This window comes from Parerythrobacter aurantius, assembly GCF_045291475.1.
Lineage (GTDB): Bacteria > Pseudomonadota > Alphaproteobacteria > Sphingomonadales > Sphingomonadaceae > Parerythrobacter > Parerythrobacter aurantius.
The window spans coordinates 1,197,676-1,213,809 of sequence record NZ_CP147985.1 but is presented as its reverse complement, the minus strand read 5'-3'; the positions used below and the strand labels follow the sequence as shown (position 1 = coordinate 1,213,809).

Below are 16,134 nucleotides of genomic sequence, written 5' to 3'. Positions count from 1 at the left end.
TGTTTCCGCAGCCGCGGCAGGTCTAGACGCTGGCAGGTAATATGACCGCCGACGACACACAGCCTGCCGAAGAACCCGCGCGCGTTCCGCTGCGCCACGTCCTGCTTTCGATCGCGGGGCTCTGGTTCTGCTATTTCGTCATCATCACCCTGCGCAGCTCGATCGTCGGGCTCGACTTCTTCGGCGAGTTGTTGTGGCGCCGGGCACTGGTGTGCTTGGCCGGTGCCGCCATCACGCTGGCGATGTGGATGCTGTTGCGGCTGTTCGACCACCGCCGCATGTGGATGCAAGTGGTAGCCGCGCTCGTGCTGGCCGTCCCGGCGGCGATCCTGACCGCCCAGACCAACCAGATGCTCTTCGCCCCGGTGCAGGACCAGGTCCAGAGCCGGATGGCGGAGAACCGCGGCTTCAAGATCGGCCGCGACGAGGCCGGCAACATCATCATCGAGGCACCCGTGCCGAATTCGCCCGACACCGAAGGGGCGCTTGGTCCCGACGGCGCGACGGCGCAGGTCGTCCTGCCCAAGTCGAGCGCGGAGGACGAACAGTGGATCGGCCTGGTCGAACTGGCGCTCAGCCGTTACTTCCTGCTGCTGGCCTGGGCCGCGCTCTATCTCGCCTTGCTGGCCGGCGCACGGGCGCAGGTTGCCGAGCGGCGCGGCGAGCGGTTCCGCACGGCGGCCAAGGCGGCGGAGCTGCGGTCCTTGCGCTACCAGGTCAATCCGCACTTCCTCTTCAACACGCTCAATTCGCTGTCCTCGCTGGTAATGACCGGCAAGGCCGAACGGGCGGAGGAAATGATCCAGGCCATGAGCAATTTCTACCGCCACAGCCTGGCCGATGACACCACCGCCGACGTAAGGCTGGAAGACGAGTTCGCGCTGCAGCAGCATTATCTCGACATCGAGATGCTTCGCTTTCCGGAACGGCTCAAAGTCCGTTTCGATCTGCCGCCGGCGCTTGCGTCGTGCCGCGTTCCGGGCATGATCCTGCAGCCGCTGGTCGAAAATGCGGTCAAATACGGCGTTGCTCCGGTCAATCGGCCAGTGACCATCGTCGTTAGCGCCGACGAGGAATTCGACCGGCTGGTGATCCGCGTGACCGACGACGGTCCGGGCGTGCCCAAGGGCACCAAGCCGGGCTTCGGCATCGGGCTCGCCAATGTGAAGGACCGAATCGAGGCCCGCTTCGGACGCGATGCGACGATCACTTCGGGCCCGGTCGCGGACGGGTATGTCAGCGAACTCCGCCTGCCGATCGAAAGGAAGGTTGCGGCATGAGCGACGAAGCACCCGCGCTGCGTACCCTTATCGTCGACGACGAGCCTCTGGCGGTCGAGCGGATGCAGGTCATCTGCGCCAAGATCCCGGCGCTCAATGTCGTCGGTACCGCCAGCGACGGGGAGGCGGCCTTGCGCCTCGTCGACGCGCTGCGGCCCGACCTCGTCCTGCTCGACATGACCATGCCCGGGCTGGACGGCCTCGGCGTGGCCCGCACGCTGGCGGGGCACGATACGCGCCCGGCCATCATCTTCGTGACCGCGCATGATCACTTCGCCGTCGAAGCGTTCGACACCGAGGCGGTCGACTATGTGCTGAAGCCGGTGGCGCAGGACCGGCTGGCCCGCGCGATCGACAGGGCCGTGACCCGGCGCGGCGAAGTGCGGACCCAGGCCTCGGGCGAATGGCTGCACGAACTGTGGGTGCCGCACCGATCGGAACTGATCCGTATCGAGACCGCCCAGGTCGGACGCATCGACGCCGAGCGCGATTACGTCCGCCTCCATGTCGGCGAGGGCGAAGCGGCGCGGACATACCTGCTGTTGCAGACCATTGCCGGCCTCGAGCAGCGACTCGACCCGGGCGAATTCATCCGCATCCACCGCTCCACCATCCTGCGCAAGGATCGCATCCGCGGCCTGCGCCATGACGGGCTGGGGGTCTGGTCGGTCGAGCTGGAAGACGGCGGCACCCTGCGGATCGGCCGGACCTACCTGCCCAAGGTCAAGGCCATGGCAGGGCGCTAGCCGCCTCGCTGCGAAGGATTTTCCTGCGCGGCTCCGGCTTGCCAGCCAGCCTTCGTCCAGCCTTCGTCGCTTTCATGGCGCGGAAACGCAAAACCCCGAGCCGGGGGACTGCGTCCGGCTCGGGGTCCGTACCGGCCCGTCGGGACCGGCGCTCAGGGGGCGGCCGGGGTCGCTGCGGCCGCCCGCAAGGGTCAGCCGCCGCGGCGTTCGTCACCGGTAATGACGGCGAACTGCTGGTTGGCGAGCCGCTTGGCCTCGCGATAGCAGACCTTGGCGGTCGAGGGGCGCATGCGCGTGCCGGTCCGCTGCGAACCGACGCCGCAATATTTCCGTGCGGCTGCGTCGATACGGTCTTCGAGGGCTTCCTGCCCCTCGGCCGTGGCGAGATCGAGGTCACCATATTCCACCACCAGGTCGGGCGAGGGGGCAGCGGCAAGGGCGGGCGGGGCGGCGACGGCCATGGTCAGGGCCGCTACGGCGGCAAGGGTCGATTTCATCGGGTGTTCCTCCATCTGCGCCGGACCGGCAATGGGGGGTGGTCCGGCGCAAACCCCTGATAGCCGACCGCCCGGATCGCCGCCCGCGACGTTCGACCACAAGCGTAATCGTATCGACGGAGGCGCGGCGCTCCGGACCGGCGGACGAGATCGGCTGACGAAGGGCCCTTGGCATTCGACGAGCGATTGCGTCACAATGGGGTCATGTCGCTCGTCCCCGTCTTCCTGCTCGGCATTGCCAATTTCGCGCTGCACCGGGCGGTGCTGGCAGCGAGGCATCCGTTCCTGGACAGCGTACGGGCGATCGGCGGCGGGGTCGGCGGCAAGCTGTCGCTCTATCTCGAATTCCTCGTCCTCGTCGCCGCGCTGATGCTCGCCCGGCTGGGCTATCCCGGCGTGGCCTGGGTTTATGCGACCTATTCCGGCCTCAATGCGCTTACCGCGTGGCTGCTGCTGTCGCGGCGGCGGTGACCGGTGGCGATGATTGGGCCCGCCGGGAACATAGGGCCGTCTCGCAGCTTTCCTCGCCATGCCAGGCCGGTTCGTCTTCGTTGCCAACAACAGGAGCGGTAGCTTCGACCAGGCGCTCGTCGATGCGCTCATGGCGCGGGCGGGAGAGCTGGGGCTGGGCGTGCCCGAAGCCCGGTATCTGCCCGACAACAGCTGTCCGTCGCCGGGTGAACTCTCGCCCGACGATATCGTCGCGGTGTTCGGCGGGGACGGCACCATCGGCAGCGTGATCCGCAGTCTGGCGGGATGGAGCGGCAGTGCCCTGGTCCTGCCCGGCGGCACGATGAACCTCGCCAGCAAGCGCCTGCACGGCGATGTCGCTGCCATGGATATCATCGAAGCAGTCGGCGGCGGGCGGACGCGACGCAGGCGTCCGACCGTAATTACCAGCCCCGTCGGGGACTCGCTGGCCGGCGTGATGGTCGGCCCCGGGACGTCTTGGAGCGATGTGCGCGAGGCGATGCGCGATCTCGACCTGGCCGGTCTCGCCAGCTCAACCGTCCGCGCCTTCGCGACGACCAGGGGCGGAGCAAGGGTCATCTGCCGCGATCCGGCGATCGGCCGGGAGGACGGCTATCCGATGGTCGAAGTGCTGCCGACTGCGGGCGGCATGTCCCTGTCAGGTTACAAGGCCGACGACCTCGGCGAATTCGCCGTGGGCCTTGCCGCCTTGCTGCGCCACGATTTCCGGTCCGGCCCGTGCGACAGTTTCGACCTGGCGGACCGCGTCACCATCGCCGCCGTCGATGGCGCGCCGGTAGGGATCCTTGTCGACGGCGACCCGATCGACCCCCAGCAACAGGTCACATTGGCGGTGGGCACCAGCAAGGTCGATCTGCTAGTGACCGCGCCCGATGCCTGACTCCCGACTGATATTTCACGTCTCCGATATCCATTTCGGTCTCGAGGACCGCGCGGCGCTGGCCTGGTTCGAAGGCGAGGTCGCCCGCTGCCGGCCCGATGCGATCGCCATAACGGGCGACCTCACCATGCGCGCCCGCCATCGCGAGTTTGCCGCTGCCACCCGCTGGATCACCGCACTCGACCGTCCGGTCACGGTCGAGGTCGGCAATCATGACATGCCCTATTTCAACCCGGTCGAACGCTTCGTCGCCCCCTATCGCCGCTTTCGCGGGATGGAGAGCCTGGTCGAACGCAGGCTCGACCTGCCCGGCCTTACCATCGTCCCGCTCAAGACCGCTGCCCGGGCCCAGCCGCGCCTGAACTGGTCGAAGGGCTGGATCACGCGGCGCGCGCTGAAGCAGTGCCTCGACACCATTGATGCCCTCCCGCCCGGCCAGCAGGTGGTGGTGACGGCGCACCATCCGTTGCGGGAGGTGGGCACCGCCGGCACTGCGTTGACCCATGGTGGCCGCAAGGCACTGGCGGAACTGGCGAAGAGGCCGGTGGTTGCGGTCCTGTCGGGCCATGTGCACGACGCTTTCGATATCCGCGAGGATACGCCCAATGGTCCGATCAGGATGATCGGAGCAGGCACGCTGTCGAAGCGCGTGCGGTCCACCCCGCCCAGCTTCAACGAGATACGCTGGGACGGGCGCGGGCTGGCGGTCCGGGTCCGCAATTTGCAGGATATCGATACCCGGCAGATGCAGATCGACGACGTGCCGCCCGACGCCCTGCCGCCCCGTGCACCGGGCGAGCCGGTTGCCCCCGTCGCGCAGGTTCCGGCCGTCGATCCGCCCGTGCACTAAGCGCTCGCCGTCTCATTGCGCCTGGCGTAGGAGGCGGTCCATGGACACGAACCTCGCCCTGCTCTGTGCGTTGACCGCCATCATCAACCTGATCGGCGCCCTGGCCTATTCCGCGCGCATCGCCGGTGTCCGCACGCGGCGGATCGCGATGAGCTTCGCCCTGTTCAACATGCTGGTACTGGTGTCGCGGCTGTCCAACGGCTTCCTTGCGCCGCTGGTCGCCAAGCGCGTGGAAGTCGCCATCCATGCCGGCCGCGAGGCTGAGCTGCTGGGCGACTTTCGCTGGATGATGGCTTCGGCTTCGATCGCCGTGCTGGTGGGTATCCTGCTGATGCCGACCGGCCAGCGCCTGTTCGCGCGGGCGATCGACGGGATGCGCAAGCGTCCGTCGCTGATGCAGCTCGCCCTGCGCAGCGCGACCCCGTCGGGCATGCGGACGCTGGCCGATGCGTTGACGGTTCCCAAGGTCCGTTCGCTGGGCGACTTGCAGAGGCCCCGGCAACTCGGCTGGTCGATCGTGGCGGCCAATGTGCTGGCGCAGGCGCTGCTCGCAGTCGGCGTCTTCGCGTCGATCTATGCCGGCGTGCTGGAGCCCCAGTTCCGGGTGACGGCGTCGCAGCTCTCGGCAGTGGTCAACGGTTTCGCGACCATCCTGCTGTTCGCCTTTATCGATCCGCACCTGTCGGTCCTGACCGACGACGTCATCGATGGCGACATGGACGAAGCCTCATATCGCCGTGCGGTGATCTGGATCTCGGGCAGCAGGCTCGCCGGCACGGTGCTGGCGCAGGCGCTGTTCCTCCCCGCCGCGCTTGCCGTTGCCATGGTAGCGCGGGTGATCTGAGCGCAAACGAAAAGGGCGACCCCGCAGGGCCGCCCTCTCGTGTACCGGTGAACGGTTGGTTTAGCGCTTCGAGAACTGGAAGCTGCGGCGGGCCTTGGCCTTGCCGTACTTCTTGCGCTCGACCACGCGGCTGTCGCGGGTCAGGAAGCCGGCCGCCTTGACGGTGCCGCGCAGTTCCGGCTCGTACTTCGACAGGGCCTGGGCGATGCCGTGCTTGACGGCGCCTGCCTGGCCCGAAAGGCCGCCGCCACGGACGGTGACGATGACATCGTACTGGCCTTCACGATCGGTGATCGCGAAGGGCTGGTTGATGATCAGGCGCAGCGTCGGACGGGCGAAGTAGATTTCCTGGTCGCGCCCGTTGACGGTGACCACGCCCTTGCCCGGCTTGACCCAGACGCGGGCCACGGCGTCCTTGCGGCGACCGGTGGCGTAGGCGCGGCCCTGCTTGTCGAGCTCCTGCTGGCGCAGCGGCGCCGAGCTGGCAGCGATCGCAGCGGCATCGGCCTGCGGCGCGTTACCGGCGATATTGCCCAGGTCGGCAAGATCGGTGACCTTCTCGGCCTTGGTCTCTTCGGCGGGTGCTTCTTCAGCCGGAGCCGCTTCCGCAGCGGTTTCCTCGACCGCCGGAGTTTCGGTCGCAGGGGTCTCCGCGCCGGTTTCCACGGGGGTTTCCGGGGTGTTTTCTTCGGGGTTCTTTTCGTCAGCCATCACGCGGTGACCTTGTTCTTGCGGTTCATGGAGGCGACGTCGAGCACAGCCGGCTTCTGGCCGTCATGCGGGTGCTCGGTGCCGTTGTAGATGTGCAGCGCCTTCATCTGCGCCCGGCCCAGGGGCCCTCGCGGAATCATGCGCTCAATGGCCTTTTCCAGCACGCGCTCGGGAAAGCGGCCGCCCAGCACCTTGGCCGGGGTCGTTTCCTTGATGCCGCCGGGGTGGCCGGTGTGCTTGTAATAGACCTTGTCGGTCATCTTGTTGCCGGTGAACTTCACCTTGCCGGCATTGAGGATGATGACATGGTCACCGCAATCGACGTGCGGGGTGTAGCTCGGCTTGTGCTTGCCGCGCAGGATGTTGGCGACGATCGCGGCGAGGCGACCGACAACCAGACCCTCGGCATCGATCACGTGCCAGTTCTTTTCGACCTCGGCCGGCTTGATCGACCGGGTCGCTTTCGTAAGCGCCTTCATGGCTGGTCTCGTTCCTTAGTGTTTCGGCGCCCGCGCCTGCGCAACGGGCGATGTGCGAATCCCGACAGGGGCCCGCTCAAGGCGCGCCAATTGGTCGGAACAGGGCGCAAAGTCAAGCATTACGGCGGGTTTCGGGAGAGGTAAAATAATACCGCTCACAAATCGACGGGCCTGAGCGCTCCGAGCCAGGCGGCTGTTCCGGCCCCTGCCGCATCGCATTTCCAGCCGAGGACTGCGGGCGTGTCGTAGGGGTGGAGCGCCTCGATGCGGGCGGTGGCTCGCTCCAGCAACGCGGCATCGGTCTTGAACAGGACGCCGATCTCGCGCCCTTCGCCGCGTTCGCCGTTCCATTCGTACAGCGCCTCGATTTCGCCCAGCAGATTGGCACAGGCGATCAGCCCTTCCCCGAGCAGCGTTTCCGCCACCGCCCGGGCGCTCGCCCGATCGGGAAAGGGGGCGTAGACCAGCGCGGCCATCAGCCGGTCTTGCGCGCGGTGCCCACGGCATGGGCGGCCCAGGCGGTCGCCGCGACCAGCAGCGCGCCGACCAGCTGGTGCGCCACGGCGATCCACAGGGCGACGCCGGTCAGCACCGTCGCGATCCCGAGGACAATCTGGGTGCCGAAGGCGGAATGCACGGCAATCGACGCGCGCCGGTCGAACGGGCGAACCTTGCGTGCCAGCACCACCAGCGCCGCGACCGCGACCCATGCCCACCAGCGGTGGAGGAAATGGAGCAGGTAGGGATCGTGGGTAAAGGCCCAGAGCGCCCCGCGCGACCAGTCGATGCCGGCAGGGAAGAACCTACCCTGCATTCCCGGCCAACCCTCGGGAAAGCCGCTGCCTGCCACCGGACCCGCGTTGAGCCCGGCGACCCAGGCGCCGAGCAGCAATTGCAGGAACAGGATGGCGCCCGCCACGATCGCAACGCCGGTCAGGCGTGCCGGACGGGCGTCAGGGATCCGGGCCAGGCGGCGCAGGTCGAGTGCGGTCCACACGAGGCCCGCCAGGGTAAAGAGCGCCGTGAGCAGGTGGACCGACAGCCAGAAGTGGCTGACGTCGGTCATCTCGCCCGACAGGCCCGAACGTACCATGAGCCAGCCGAAGGTGCCCTGCAGCCCGCCGAGTGCGAGCAGCGCCAGCAAGCGCGGCTTGTAGCCCTGCGGAATCATTCCCTTGACCCAGAACCACAGCAGCGGGAGTGCAAAGGCGAGGCCGATCGCGCGGCCCATGAGGCGATGGAACCACTCCCAGAAGAAGATAAACTTGAAATCGGCCAGCGTCATCCCGGCCGGACCCGCTTCAAAACGATACTCGGGCGTGGCGCGGTACTTGGCGAACTCCTCCAGCCAGGCCTGCTCACTCAGCGGCGGCAGCGTGCCGGACACCGGGTTCCATTGTGTAATCGAAAGGCCGGATTCGGTCAGCCGCGTGATGCCGCCGATGGCGACGATCGTCACCACCATGGCCGCGACGACCCAGAGCCAGCGGGCGAGAGCGGCAGGGGCGGGCGCGCGGACTCGCTCCTGCGGGATTGCACTGACGGTAGCCATGCCAGCCCAATGGTCGCAGGCGCGCCCCGTTTCAAGCCGCTTCGCTGCAACAACGCTTGCGAAAAGATATACCGTATCATACATGGCCCGCAGCATGGAGCAGCGGATTCCTTCCTTCCGGGCGCGACTCGACCGGGCCGGCATCGTCCTGTCGGGCCTTTGCCTGGTGCATTGCCTCGCCAGCATCGCCGTGATCTCGGCCCTCGGCATCGGGGGTCAGTGGTTCCTTTCGCCGGAAATCCATCGCTGGGGACTGGCAATCGCCTGCGTCATCGCCGGAGTCGCCATCGGCTGGGGGGCGATCCGCCATCGCCGCCGCGCGCCCTTCGTCGTCGCCATGACCGGCCTCAGCTTCATGGGCGGTGCGCTGGCCGCCCCGCACGGGATCGAGGAAGCGGTGCTGACGATCATCGGCGTGGCGCTCGTCTCGCTCGGCCACATCCTGAACTTGCGCCATTCGCATTGACCGCTATTTCGCTCGGCATGAGCGACCAGCTGACCCTGACCGTCAACGGCGAAACCCGCCGCACTTCCGCCCCGACCATCGCCGCGCTGGTGCGCGAGCTCGACTTGCTGCCCGAAAAAGTCGCGGTCGAGCACAACGGCGCCATCGCGCCGCGCTCGCAGCTTGCGGACATCGCTCTTGCAGACGGGGACACGCTGGAGATCGTCCATTTCGTCGGCGGCGGGCAGTCCGATAGCTGGACCGTCGCAGGCCGCACCTTCACCTCCCGCCTGATCGTCGGCACCGGCAAGTACAGGGATTTCGAACAGAACGCTGCCGCAGTCGAGGCATCGGGGGCGGAGATCGTCACGGTAGCGGTCCGCCGGGTCAACGTCAGCGATCCCAAGGCGCCGATGCTGACCGATTACATCGACCCGAAGACAATCACCTACCTGCCCAACACCGCCGGCTGCTTTACGGCCGAGGATGCGATCCGCACCCTGCGGCTTGCGCGCGAGGCGGGCGGGTGGGACCTCGTCAAGCTGGAGGTGCTGGGCGAAGCGCGCACGCTCTATCCCAACATGGTCGAAACCATCCGCGCCTGCGAGGTGCTGGCCCGGGAAGGCTTCCTGCCGATGGTCTATTGCACCGACGATCCCATCGCGGCGAAACAGCTCGAGGATGCCGGGGCCGTCGCGGTGATGCCGCTTGGTGCCCCGATCGGTTCGGGCCTCGGCATCCAGAACCGGGTGACGATCCGCCTCATCGTCGAAGGTGCGAGCGTACCGGTGCTGGTCGATGCCGGGGTGGGCACGGCAAGCGATGCGGCCGTCGCGATGGAACTTGGCTGCGACGGGGTGCTGATGAACACCGCCATTGCCGAGGCCAAGGACCCGATCCGCATGGCCCGCGCGATGAAGCTCGCCGTGAAAAGCGGGCGTGAAGCTTACCTTTCGGGGCGGATGGGAACGCGCAAATATGCCGATCCTTCCAGCCCGCTGGCCGGCCTCATCTGACTGCCGCGTCATTGCCTCCGCTCGTCGCGGCAGAGGAAACCTGCATGAAATCAGACCATTGATCCGGTGTGCCGCCAGCAAGGCGGCGACCAGCAACGGAGAAAAACAATGGGTGAACTGAAGGAAAAGGCCAAGGGTCTTGCCAACGAAGCGATCGGCAATGTGAAACAGGCATCGACCAACCCCGCAACCCGCGCAGAAGGCCGCGCGCAGGAACGCAAGGGCGAAGCCCAGCAGGTCAAGGGTTCGGTCGAGGGCGCTCTCGGCAACCGGATCTGAGCCGACCTGCCATCGCGAGAATAAAGGGGGTCGCACGCTCGTGCGGCCCCTTTTGCCATGCATAACCCGTTATTAACCATCCTGCGCGACACTCCCCCATGCCCCCAGCGGGCAAACAGGGGAAAGACAATGGCCACCACGGGTTTCCAGTGCCTCAGCATTGCCGAGATGCGCGAATTCGCCAGCTTCACGCCGTGCGAGCAGCGCTACATCCGCCGCAGTCTCGATATCGGCCTCGGGCGCTGCGATGCCTTCAAGGTCTGGGCGCGCAATGCGGACGAGAACGCCGCCATCCGCAGCCAGTACGTCGCTTACCAGGAATTGAAGCACCTGCGCGACGATGTCGCCGGTGCGGTCGCGGGCGACCGCATCGACGGTTTTCTCGGATCGCTCATCCACCTCGCCACTTTTGACCTGTCGCAGGAAAAGCTCGAGGGCTTCTCCGCCTTCCGGTTCCTCTACGAACGCCTCCTCGGATCCGAAGCGCGCCCATGGCTGCCCAGCGCCTTCGTCGCTGCGGCCGCCCTGCCCGATATCCGGCCCGAACGGCGCAAGATGCTACTCCAGTCGCTCAGCGAAGCCGCCGCCACCGCCCCCGGGTGGTCGCGCCAGCAGCCGACCTTCTATCCGGAATTTATCGAAGCAGAGGCGGCGTGAAACGAACAGGACAAGCTGTTTGACCCACGATGACGCCCGTTGTGAAATTGACCGGTGGCGGGGAAGCTGCCTGAACTTGTTTGCCCGCGCGGAGCATGCGGTTGGCAGATGCATGGAAGCGGCCGTACTTGCAAACAAGGCGCGAAAGGTGCGTCACTTACCGGGTCAAAAGCTTGGCGATCTGATTGCTTTGACGGCAAAGCTTGAACGCACGGCGAAGCAAAAGCAGGCCTTCGATACCGCACTTAATCTTTGGGACGAGGTTCAACCTCAGCGGGCCTTCTTGGCCCATGGCGTCGTCACCGAGGCAATCGATCGGCATGGTTCCTGGATTGCCGTATTCGACATGGTCATTCACAAAGGTGACGAAGCGATCGACAAGCGATGGTCGGTAACGAAGGACGAGGCCGACCTGTTTCACTGCAACCTTACCGACGGCTTCAAGTCTCTAAGCAATCAGCTGGGACAGCTGCGCCGGCATCTGAACATCACCCCCGATAGAGCCCGTCCAGCCGATCCTGATACCGTTCCCGGATCTTGTGACGGCGGATCTTCATAGACGGCGTCATTTCCTCGTTCTCGATGGTGAAGCCCTCGTCGGCGAAGGCGAAGCCGCGGACCTTTTCTATCACCGACAGATCCTGGTTGACCCGGTCCACCGCCGCGCGGACGGCGCTGCGGAATTCGGGCAGGTCCTGCAGGGCTTTCATGTCGAACTTCTTGCCGTTGGCCTTGGCCCAGTCGACCGCCCATTCGGCATCCGGCACGATCAGCCCGACGATGTAGGGCCGCTTGTCGCCGGCCACCATGGCCTGGCCGATTTCGGGCTGCAGGGTCAGCATGCCTTCGACCTTCTGCGGGGCGATGTTGTCGCCCTTGTCGTTGACGATCATGTCCTTCTTGCGGTCGGTGATCTTGATCCGGCCCTTCTCGTCTAAATGGCCGATGTCGCCGGTGTGGAGCCACCCGTCCTTGAGCACGCGGCGCGTTTCCGCCTCGTTCTGCCAGTAGCCGTGCATGACCAGTTCGCCGCGCACCAGGATCTCGCCGTCTTCGGCGATCTTCACTTCGACACCCTTCATGGGCGGGCCCACCGTGTCCATCTTCAGCCCAACCTTGGGCCTGTTGCAGCTGATGACCGGCCCGGCTTCCGTCTGGCCGTAGCCCTGCAGCATGGTGAGCCCCATGGCGTCGAAGAACACGCCGACTTCGGGATTGAGGGGTGCGCCGCCGCTGACCATCGCCTTGATCCGCCCGCCGAAGCGCTGCCGGATCTTGGGCCGGAGCAGGCGTTCCAGCAGGATATCCATCGGCACGTCGCGCTTGCGACCGCGGCCTTCGGCCTTCTTCTCGCCGATGGCGAGCGCGCGATCCATCATGAAATTGGCCAGCCGGCCCTGCTTCGATACCTGCTTCATGATCCGCGTGCGCAGGACCTCGAACAGGCGCGGGACAACCACCATGATCGTCGGGCGGGTCTCCTCGATATTGCTGGCGAGCTTCTCCAGCCCCTCGGCGTAGTAGATCTGCGCGCCGACGCCGATCGGCAGGAACTGCCCGCCCGTGTGCTCGTAGGCGTGGCTCAGCGGCAGGAACGACAGGAAACGCTCTTCCTCGTCCAGCCCGAAATCCTGTTCGAGGATCTCGGCGGCGCCGGTTACATTGCAGAGGATGGAGCCATGGTGCTGCTTCACCCCGCGCGGGGCACCGCCGGTGCCGCTGGTATAGATGATGCAGGCCGTCGCCTCGCGCCCGATACCGGCCACCCGCCGCCGCACCGCCTCGCGCGCGGCGGCAGCATCGCCTTCGACCAGCCTGGCCCAGAAATGCACTGTCTCCGATCCTGCGGACTGGTGCGCGCGGATCGAATCAATGGCGATGATGTGCTCGGCGATCCCGGTCCGCATGATTGCGGGCAGCAGCGGATCCGATAGCTTGTCGGTCGAGACGATCACGGCCCGCGCGCCCGAATTGTCGAGGATGTGGATGTGATCGCGCTGGGTATTGGTGGTGTAGGCCGGTACGGTCACGCACCCGGCCGCCATGATGGCGAGATCGGCGATGCACCATTCCGGGCGGTTTTCGCTGACCAGCATCACCCGGTCGCCGTCCTCCAGGCCCAGTGCGCGCAGGCTTTCCGCCAGCAGGCAGACCTGATCGGCGACTTCGCGCCAGCTGCGGGTCGTCCACTCCCCGCCCACCCGGGCGCCGAGGAAGGGCCGGTCACCCCGGGCGTCGGCCCGGTCGAGGAACAGCTCGACAAGGTTGTTGGCGGTTTCGATATCGCTCAGTTGCACGCGTTCCTGCTCCTGCTCTTCGGGCCCTCTGAGGCCTCTTCGCATGGTGTGGGGTATCTAGGCCCGCCTTGACGGTGCGGCAAGCCGGTGAGGTTTCGGGCGATCAGGGTGTGTCGAGTTGTCCCGAAAGCCGCGGGTCGCGCGCGCTTTCGAGCTTGCCGTCGCGCCGCAGCACGGCCCCGCCCTTCACCGGCGCCTCGCGAGCCGCAAGCTGGGTGTGCCCGAGCGCCTGGAAGCTGGCAATCGCGGCTTCCAGCCAGGTGCCCTTCTCCACCATCACATTCTCGCCCATCGCCATGATGAAGGGCAGGCCGAGGGCGTCCTCCGCCGACATCCCGAAATCGACGATGCCGATGATGCTGCGCGCGGTCTGGACCGGGATGGTGCTTCCCCCGGCCGCGCCGATAGCCAGCACAGGGCGCCCTTGCGGATCCCACACCACCATCGGCGACATGGAACTGCGCGGCCGCTTGCCGCCTTCGACCCGGTTGGCGACTAGCCGCCCGCCCACCTGCGGCGCGCGGCTGAAATCGGTCAGCTCGTTGTTGAGGAAGAAACCGCCCGCCATCAGCCCGGATCCGAACGGACCCTCGATCGTGGAGGTATAGCTGACCATGGTGCCATCGCCATCGATGACAGCGAGGTGGGATGTACCCTGTTCGACCGGCTCGTCGCCGTCTGCGAGGGCCAGCGGTGCGCCCGCTGGCGTGCCGGCCGTCACGGTCGCGGCTCGCCGCGCCGGGTCGATCAGGGCGCTGCGCCGGGCAAGGTAGGCAGGTTCCAGCAGTCCCGCGACCGGGACCGCCACATAGTCCGGGTCGGCAAGGTAGAGTTCGCGGTCGGCATAGGCGAGCCGCTGCGATTCGACGAACAGGTGCCAGGTCGCCGGATTCTGCACGCCGAGACCTGCGAGATCGAAGCGTTCCAGTTGTCCGAGAATCTGCAGAACGGCGATCCCGCCCGATGTCGGCGGGCCCATCCCGCAGATGCGGTAGGCGCGATAGGTGCCGCAGATGCCGGCACGTTCCTTGGCACTATAGCCGGAAAGGTCGGCCGGGGTCATGCCGCCGGGTCGCGGCGTCGCCGCACCGACGGTCGCCGCCACTTCCTGCGCCAGCGCGCCGCTGTAGAACGCATCCGGACCCGTGCGGGCGATGGCCTCGAAGGTCCGCGCCAGCGTCTCGTTGCGGATGACGTGACCGACCGGGAGCGGCGCGCCTGCGGCATCGAAATAGAGTGCCTTGCCGAAAGCGCTGAACCCGGCGTGGTCGGGCATCCTGGCCAGCGTATCGTGCAGCCGGGGATTGATGGCAAAACCGTCGCGGGCCAGGCGGATGGCAGGGCCGAAGAGGGCGGACCAGGGCAGCTTGCCATGCTCGGCATGGGCCTTGGCGGCGACCGCGATATTGCCCGGGACGCCGACGCTCAGCCCGCTGCGGACCGATTGCATGATCGGCGGCACGGTGCCTTCGGGCGTCAAGAACCAATCGGTCCCGGCCCCCGCCGGTGCGGTTTCGCGCCCGTCGTAGGTGTCGAGAGTGCCGTCGGCCGTGCCGCGGACGATGAAACCGCCCCCGCCAATGCCCGAACTCTGCGGCTCGACCACGGTCAGCGCGATCATCGTGGCGATCGCCGCATCCATCGCATTGCCACCCTGCGCCAGCATTTCCATGCCGGCCGCTTCGGCCCGGGGATCGGCGGCGCTGACGGCTCCGGCGGCCTGTTCGACGGCGGCGGGCGTTGAGGCCGAGGCAATGTCGGCGGAGCGGGGGGCGCAGGCCCCCAGGGCCAAGGCGACGGACACCGCGGCGGAAAGAGGGACAGCGAAGCGCCCGGCAATGCGATCGAACAGCATGGGGCGGTGCTACTCGCTTCCTACCGCCTCGGCAATCGAGGCCATGCCATGCTCGCGCAACTTGCGCGCGAGGCCCTGCGCGATCGTCCGCCCCAGTCCCGGGCCCTCGTAGACCATGGCCGAGTAGACCTGGACCAGGCTTGCCCCGGCCCGGATCCGTTCCCAGGCATCGTCGGCCGAGGCGATCCCGCCCACCCCGACCAGCGGTAGCAGCCCGCCCGTGGCCTTGCGAAAATCGCGCAGCCGTTGCAACGCCAGCGGCTTGAGCGGCGCGCCCGATAGCCCGCCGGTCTCGCCCGCATCGCGCGAGCGCAGGGGCGGGCGCGAAATCGTGGTGTTCGATACGATCAATGCGCCCAAGCCCTTGTCGATGCCGATACGCGCGATGGCGTCGATATCGGCCGGTTCGAGATCGGGCGCGACTTTCAGGAAGACCGGCGGACCTTCGGGCCCGCGCGCCTCCATGACCGCATCGAGTAAGGCGGTCAGCGCGCCTTCATCCTGCAGCGCGCGCAGGCCCGGGGTATTGGGGCTGGAGATATTGGCGGTGATATAGTCCGCATAGGGCGCCATGCGGCGGGTCATCTCGGCATAGTCTTCGATCCGGTCGGGCGAATCCTTGTTGGCGCCGACATTGATGCCGACGATGCCACGGCGGCTTCGGCGCCGGAGGCGGCGTTCGGCGGCAGCCACGCCCCCGTTGTTGAAGCCCATCCGGTTGATCACCGCCCGGTCCTCGCTCAGCCGGAACAGGCGGGGCCTGGGATTGCCCTTCTGCGGTCGCGGTGTGATGGAGCCGACCTCGACGAAGCCGAAACCCAGCCGCAGCAGCGCATCGGGTACTTCGGCATCCTTGTCGTATCCCGCAGCCACCCCGACGGGGGTCGGGAAGCGCACACCGGCAACATCGCTCGCCAGCGCTTCCCCGAATGCGGGCGACGGCGGCAACGGCGCCAGCTTCAGGGCTTCGATCGAGAGTCGATGCGCCTTTTCGGGATCGAGCATGTGGACCAGTGGACGCAGCAGGGGAAAGATCATGGTGCCAGTCCCTAGCGGCTTAACCGAGCCGCTGTCGACCGCCCCGAAACAGGTCGGATCCGGCGGATCGCGCCATTGTCGTTTTCATACAATCAGCGAATCACCCACTGCGCTAATTCGAATGTGCGACCCGAAGGGCTCGAGGCAGCAATGCAACGAGTTCCTCAACTTTGTGGGGCGGTTTCCGTTTACCGGTAACCGCCCCCTTTTTTTGCA

Annotated in this window: 19 protein-coding genes; 11 read left to right on the top strand and 8 right to left on the bottom strand. The window is 66.8% G+C overall.

Features of this window, described 5'->3' with window-relative positions; translation table 11 throughout:
* Positions 1–41 precede the first annotated feature (41 nt).
* The gene (locus WAB17_RS05995) at positions 42–1,280 is read left to right on the top strand and encodes a sensor histidine kinase (RefSeq protein ID WP_435419104.1); all 1,239 of its coding nucleotides are present in this window, start codon (positions 42–44) and stop codon (positions 1,278–1,280) included.
* Positions 1,277–2,026 carry a LytR/AlgR family response regulator transcription factor gene (locus WAB17_RS05990; RefSeq protein WP_435419103.1) on the top strand — a complete coding sequence of 250 codons (750 nt, stop codon included), beginning with the start codon at positions 1,277–1,279 and terminating at the stop codon, positions 2,024–2,026. Before WAB17_RS05995 ends, WAB17_RS05990 begins: the two co-directional genes overlap by 4 nt.
* A 191-nt stretch (positions 2,027–2,217) precedes the next feature.
* On the opposite strand, the gene WAB17_RS05985 is transcribed toward WAB17_RS05990, so the two are convergent.
* Positions 2,218–2,523, bottom strand: a complete 306-nt coding sequence (locus tag WAB17_RS05985; protein WP_435419102.1) for a UrcA family protein — start codon at positions 2,521–2,523, stop codon at positions 2,218–2,220.
* A 204-nt stretch (positions 2,524–2,727) separates the two neighbouring features.
* On the opposite strand from WAB17_RS05985, the gene WAB17_RS05980 reads away from it, so the two are divergent.
* The 4 genes from WAB17_RS05980 to WAB17_RS05965 are packed head-to-tail and all read left to right on the top strand — an operon-like array spanning position 2,728 to position 5,589.
* Positions 2,728–2,994 (top strand): hypothetical protein, encoded by a 267-nt coding sequence (locus tag WAB17_RS05980; RefSeq protein ID WP_435419101.1) that lies wholly within the window; start codon positions 2,728–2,730, stop codon positions 2,992–2,994.
* 58 nt (positions 2,995–3,052) lie between these two features.
* Positions 3,053–3,895, top strand: coding sequence for a diacylglycerol kinase family protein (locus WAB17_RS05975; RefSeq protein ID WP_435419100.1), 843 nt, complete (start codon positions 3,053–3,055; stop codon positions 3,893–3,895).
* A complete protein-coding gene (locus tag WAB17_RS05970) occupies positions 3,888–4,745 on the top strand; it encodes a metallophosphoesterase family protein (RefSeq protein ID WP_435419099.1) in 858 nt (285 codons plus the stop codon). Before WAB17_RS05975 ends, WAB17_RS05970 begins: the two co-directional genes overlap by 8 nt.
* Before the next feature lie 40 nt (positions 4,746–4,785).
* The gene (locus tag WAB17_RS05965; protein ID WP_435419098.1) at positions 4,786–5,589 is read left to right on the top strand and encodes a lipid II flippase Amj family protein; all 804 of its coding nucleotides are present in this window, start codon (positions 4,786–4,788) and stop codon (positions 5,587–5,589) included.
* Positions 5,590–5,649: 60 nt separating this feature from the next.
* Here the strand turns inward: WAB17_RS05965 and rpsI are convergent, their stop codons facing one another.
* The 4 genes from rpsI to WAB17_RS05945 form a co-directional block, all read right to left on the bottom strand.
* A complete protein-coding gene (rpsI, locus tag WAB17_RS05960) occupies positions 5,650–6,300 on the bottom strand; it encodes a 30S ribosomal protein S9 (RefSeq protein WP_435419097.1) in 651 nt (216 codons plus the stop codon).
* Positions 6,300–6,779 (bottom strand): 50S ribosomal protein L13, encoded by a 480-nt coding sequence (gene rplM, locus WAB17_RS05955; RefSeq protein WP_435419096.1) that lies wholly within the window; start codon positions 6,777–6,779, stop codon positions 6,300–6,302. The genes rpsI and rplM overlap by 1 nt, the downstream gene beginning before the upstream one ends.
* A gap of 155 nt (positions 6,780–6,934) precedes the next feature.
* A complete protein-coding gene (gene cutA / locus WAB17_RS05950; RefSeq protein WP_435419095.1) occupies positions 6,935–7,255 on the bottom strand; it encodes a divalent-cation tolerance protein CutA in 321 nt (106 codons plus the stop codon).
* Positions 7,255–8,331 (bottom strand): COX15/CtaA family protein, encoded by a 1,077-nt coding sequence (locus WAB17_RS05945; protein ID WP_435419094.1) that lies wholly within the window; start codon positions 8,329–8,331, stop codon positions 7,255–7,257. Before WAB17_RS05945 ends, cutA begins: the two co-directional genes overlap by 1 nt.
* 82 nt (positions 8,332–8,413) lie before the next feature.
* On the opposite strand from WAB17_RS05945, the gene WAB17_RS05940 reads away from it, so the two are divergent.
* The 5 genes from WAB17_RS05940 (at position 8,414) to WAB17_RS05920 (ending at position 11,287) form a co-directional block, all read left to right on the top strand.
* The gene (locus WAB17_RS05940) at positions 8,414–8,797 is read left to right on the top strand and encodes a MerC domain-containing protein (RefSeq protein ID WP_435419093.1); all 384 of its coding nucleotides are present in this window, start codon (positions 8,414–8,416) and stop codon (positions 8,795–8,797) included.
* Between the two features lie 17 nt (positions 8,798–8,814).
* Entirely contained in the window at positions 8,815–9,792 is a 978-nt protein-coding gene (gene thiS, locus WAB17_RS05935; protein ID WP_435419092.1) for a sulfur carrier protein ThiS, read from the top strand.
* A gap of 108 nt (positions 9,793–9,900) precedes the next feature.
* On the top strand, positions 9,901–10,071 hold the full coding sequence (locus tag WAB17_RS05930; RefSeq protein WP_435419091.1) for a CsbD family protein: 171 nt from the start codon (positions 9,901–9,903) through the stop codon (positions 10,069–10,071).
* Positions 10,072–10,200: 129 nt separating this feature from the next.
* Positions 10,201–10,728 carry a hypothetical protein gene (locus WAB17_RS05925; RefSeq protein WP_435419090.1) on the top strand — a complete coding sequence of 176 codons (528 nt, stop codon included), beginning with the start codon at positions 10,201–10,203 and terminating at the stop codon, positions 10,726–10,728.
* A 19-nt stretch (positions 10,729–10,747) separates the two neighbouring features.
* The gene (locus WAB17_RS05920) at positions 10,748–11,287 is read left to right on the top strand and encodes a hypothetical protein (protein WP_435419089.1); all 540 of its coding nucleotides are present in this window, start codon (positions 10,748–10,750) and stop codon (positions 11,285–11,287) included.
* Here the strand turns inward: WAB17_RS05920 and WAB17_RS05915 are convergent.
* From WAB17_RS05915 to WAB17_RS05905, 3 genes are read right to left on the bottom strand one after another with little or no spacing between them, the layout of a single operon-like run.
* Positions 11,217–13,070: an AMP-dependent synthetase/ligase gene (locus tag WAB17_RS05915; protein WP_435419088.1), complete on the bottom strand. Its 1,854-nt coding sequence runs from the start codon at positions 13,068–13,070 to the stop codon at positions 11,217–11,219. The two genes, WAB17_RS05920 and WAB17_RS05915, sit on opposite strands and share 71 nt — an antisense overlap.
* Positions 13,071–13,128: 58 nt before the next feature.
* Entirely contained in the window at positions 13,129–14,880 is a 1,752-nt protein-coding gene (gene ggt, locus WAB17_RS05910; protein WP_435419087.1) for a gamma-glutamyltransferase, read from the bottom strand.
* Positions 14,881–14,889: 9 nt separating this feature from the next.
* Positions 14,890–15,918, bottom strand: coding sequence for a quinone-dependent dihydroorotate dehydrogenase (locus WAB17_RS05905; protein WP_435419086.1), 1,029 nt, complete (start codon positions 15,916–15,918; stop codon positions 14,890–14,892).
* Positions 15,919–16,134 lie beyond the last annotated feature (216 nt).

What these genes read in the sequence shown, in the direction of transcription:
- WAB17_RS05905 (WP_435419086.1), bottom strand. Translation starts at nt 15,918, where the DNA reads ATGATCTTTCCCCTGCTGCGTCCACTGGTCCACATGCTCGATCCCGAA.
- ggt (WP_435419087.1), bottom strand. Translation starts at nt 14,880, where the DNA reads ATGCTGTTCGATCGCATTGCCGGGCGCTTCGCTGTCCCTCTTTCCGCC.
- WAB17_RS05925 (WP_435419090.1), top strand. Translation starts at nt 10,201, where the DNA reads ATGGCCACCACGGGTTTCCAGTGCCTCAGCATTGCCGAGATGCGCGAA.
- WAB17_RS05915 (WP_435419088.1), bottom strand. Translation starts at nt 13,070, where the DNA reads ATGCGAAGAGGCCTCAGAGGGCCCGAAGAGCAGGAGCAGGAACGCGTG.
- WAB17_RS05945 (WP_435419094.1), bottom strand. Translation starts at nt 8,331, where the DNA reads ATGGCTACCGTCAGTGCAATCCCGCAGGAGCGAGTCCGCGCGCCCGCC.
- WAB17_RS05975 (WP_435419100.1), top strand. Translation starts at nt 3,053, where the DNA reads ATGCCAGGCCGGTTCGTCTTCGTTGCCAACAACAGGAGCGGTAGCTTC.
- WAB17_RS05995 (WP_435419104.1), top strand. Translation starts at nt 42, where the DNA reads ATGACCGCCGACGACACACAGCCTGCCGAAGAACCCGCGCGCGTTCCG.
- thiS (WP_435419092.1), top strand. Translation starts at nt 8,815, where the DNA reads ATGAGCGACCAGCTGACCCTGACCGTCAACGGCGAAACCCGCCGCACT.
- WAB17_RS05965 (WP_435419098.1), top strand. Translation starts at nt 4,786, where the DNA reads ATGGACACGAACCTCGCCCTGCTCTGTGCGTTGACCGCCATCATCAAC.
- rpsI (WP_435419097.1), bottom strand. Translation starts at nt 6,300, where the DNA reads ATGGCTGACGAAAAGAACCCCGAAGAAAACACCCCGGAAACCCCCGTG.
- WAB17_RS05985 (WP_435419102.1), bottom strand. Translation starts at nt 2,523, where the DNA reads ATGAAATCGACCCTTGCCGCCGTAGCGGCCCTGACCATGGCCGTCGCC.
- rplM (WP_435419096.1), bottom strand. Translation starts at nt 6,779, where the DNA reads ATGAAGGCGCTTACGAAAGCGACCCGGTCGATCAAGCCGGCCGAGGTC.
- WAB17_RS05940 (WP_435419093.1), top strand. Translation starts at nt 8,414, where the DNA reads ATGGCCCGCAGCATGGAGCAGCGGATTCCTTCCTTCCGGGCGCGACTC.
- cutA (WP_435419095.1), bottom strand. Translation starts at nt 7,255, where the DNA reads ATGGCCGCGCTGGTCTACGCCCCCTTTCCCGATCGGGCGAGCGCCCGG.
- WAB17_RS05990 (WP_435419103.1), top strand. Translation starts at nt 1,277, where the DNA reads ATGAGCGACGAAGCACCCGCGCTGCGTACCCTTATCGTCGACGACGAG.
- WAB17_RS05930 (WP_435419091.1), top strand. Translation starts at nt 9,901, where the DNA reads ATGGGTGAACTGAAGGAAAAGGCCAAGGGTCTTGCCAACGAAGCGATC.
- WAB17_RS05970 (WP_435419099.1), top strand. Translation starts at nt 3,888, where the DNA reads ATGCCTGACTCCCGACTGATATTTCACGTCTCCGATATCCATTTCGGT.
- WAB17_RS05980 (WP_435419101.1), top strand. Translation starts at nt 2,728, where the DNA reads ATGTCGCTCGTCCCCGTCTTCCTGCTCGGCATTGCCAATTTCGCGCTG.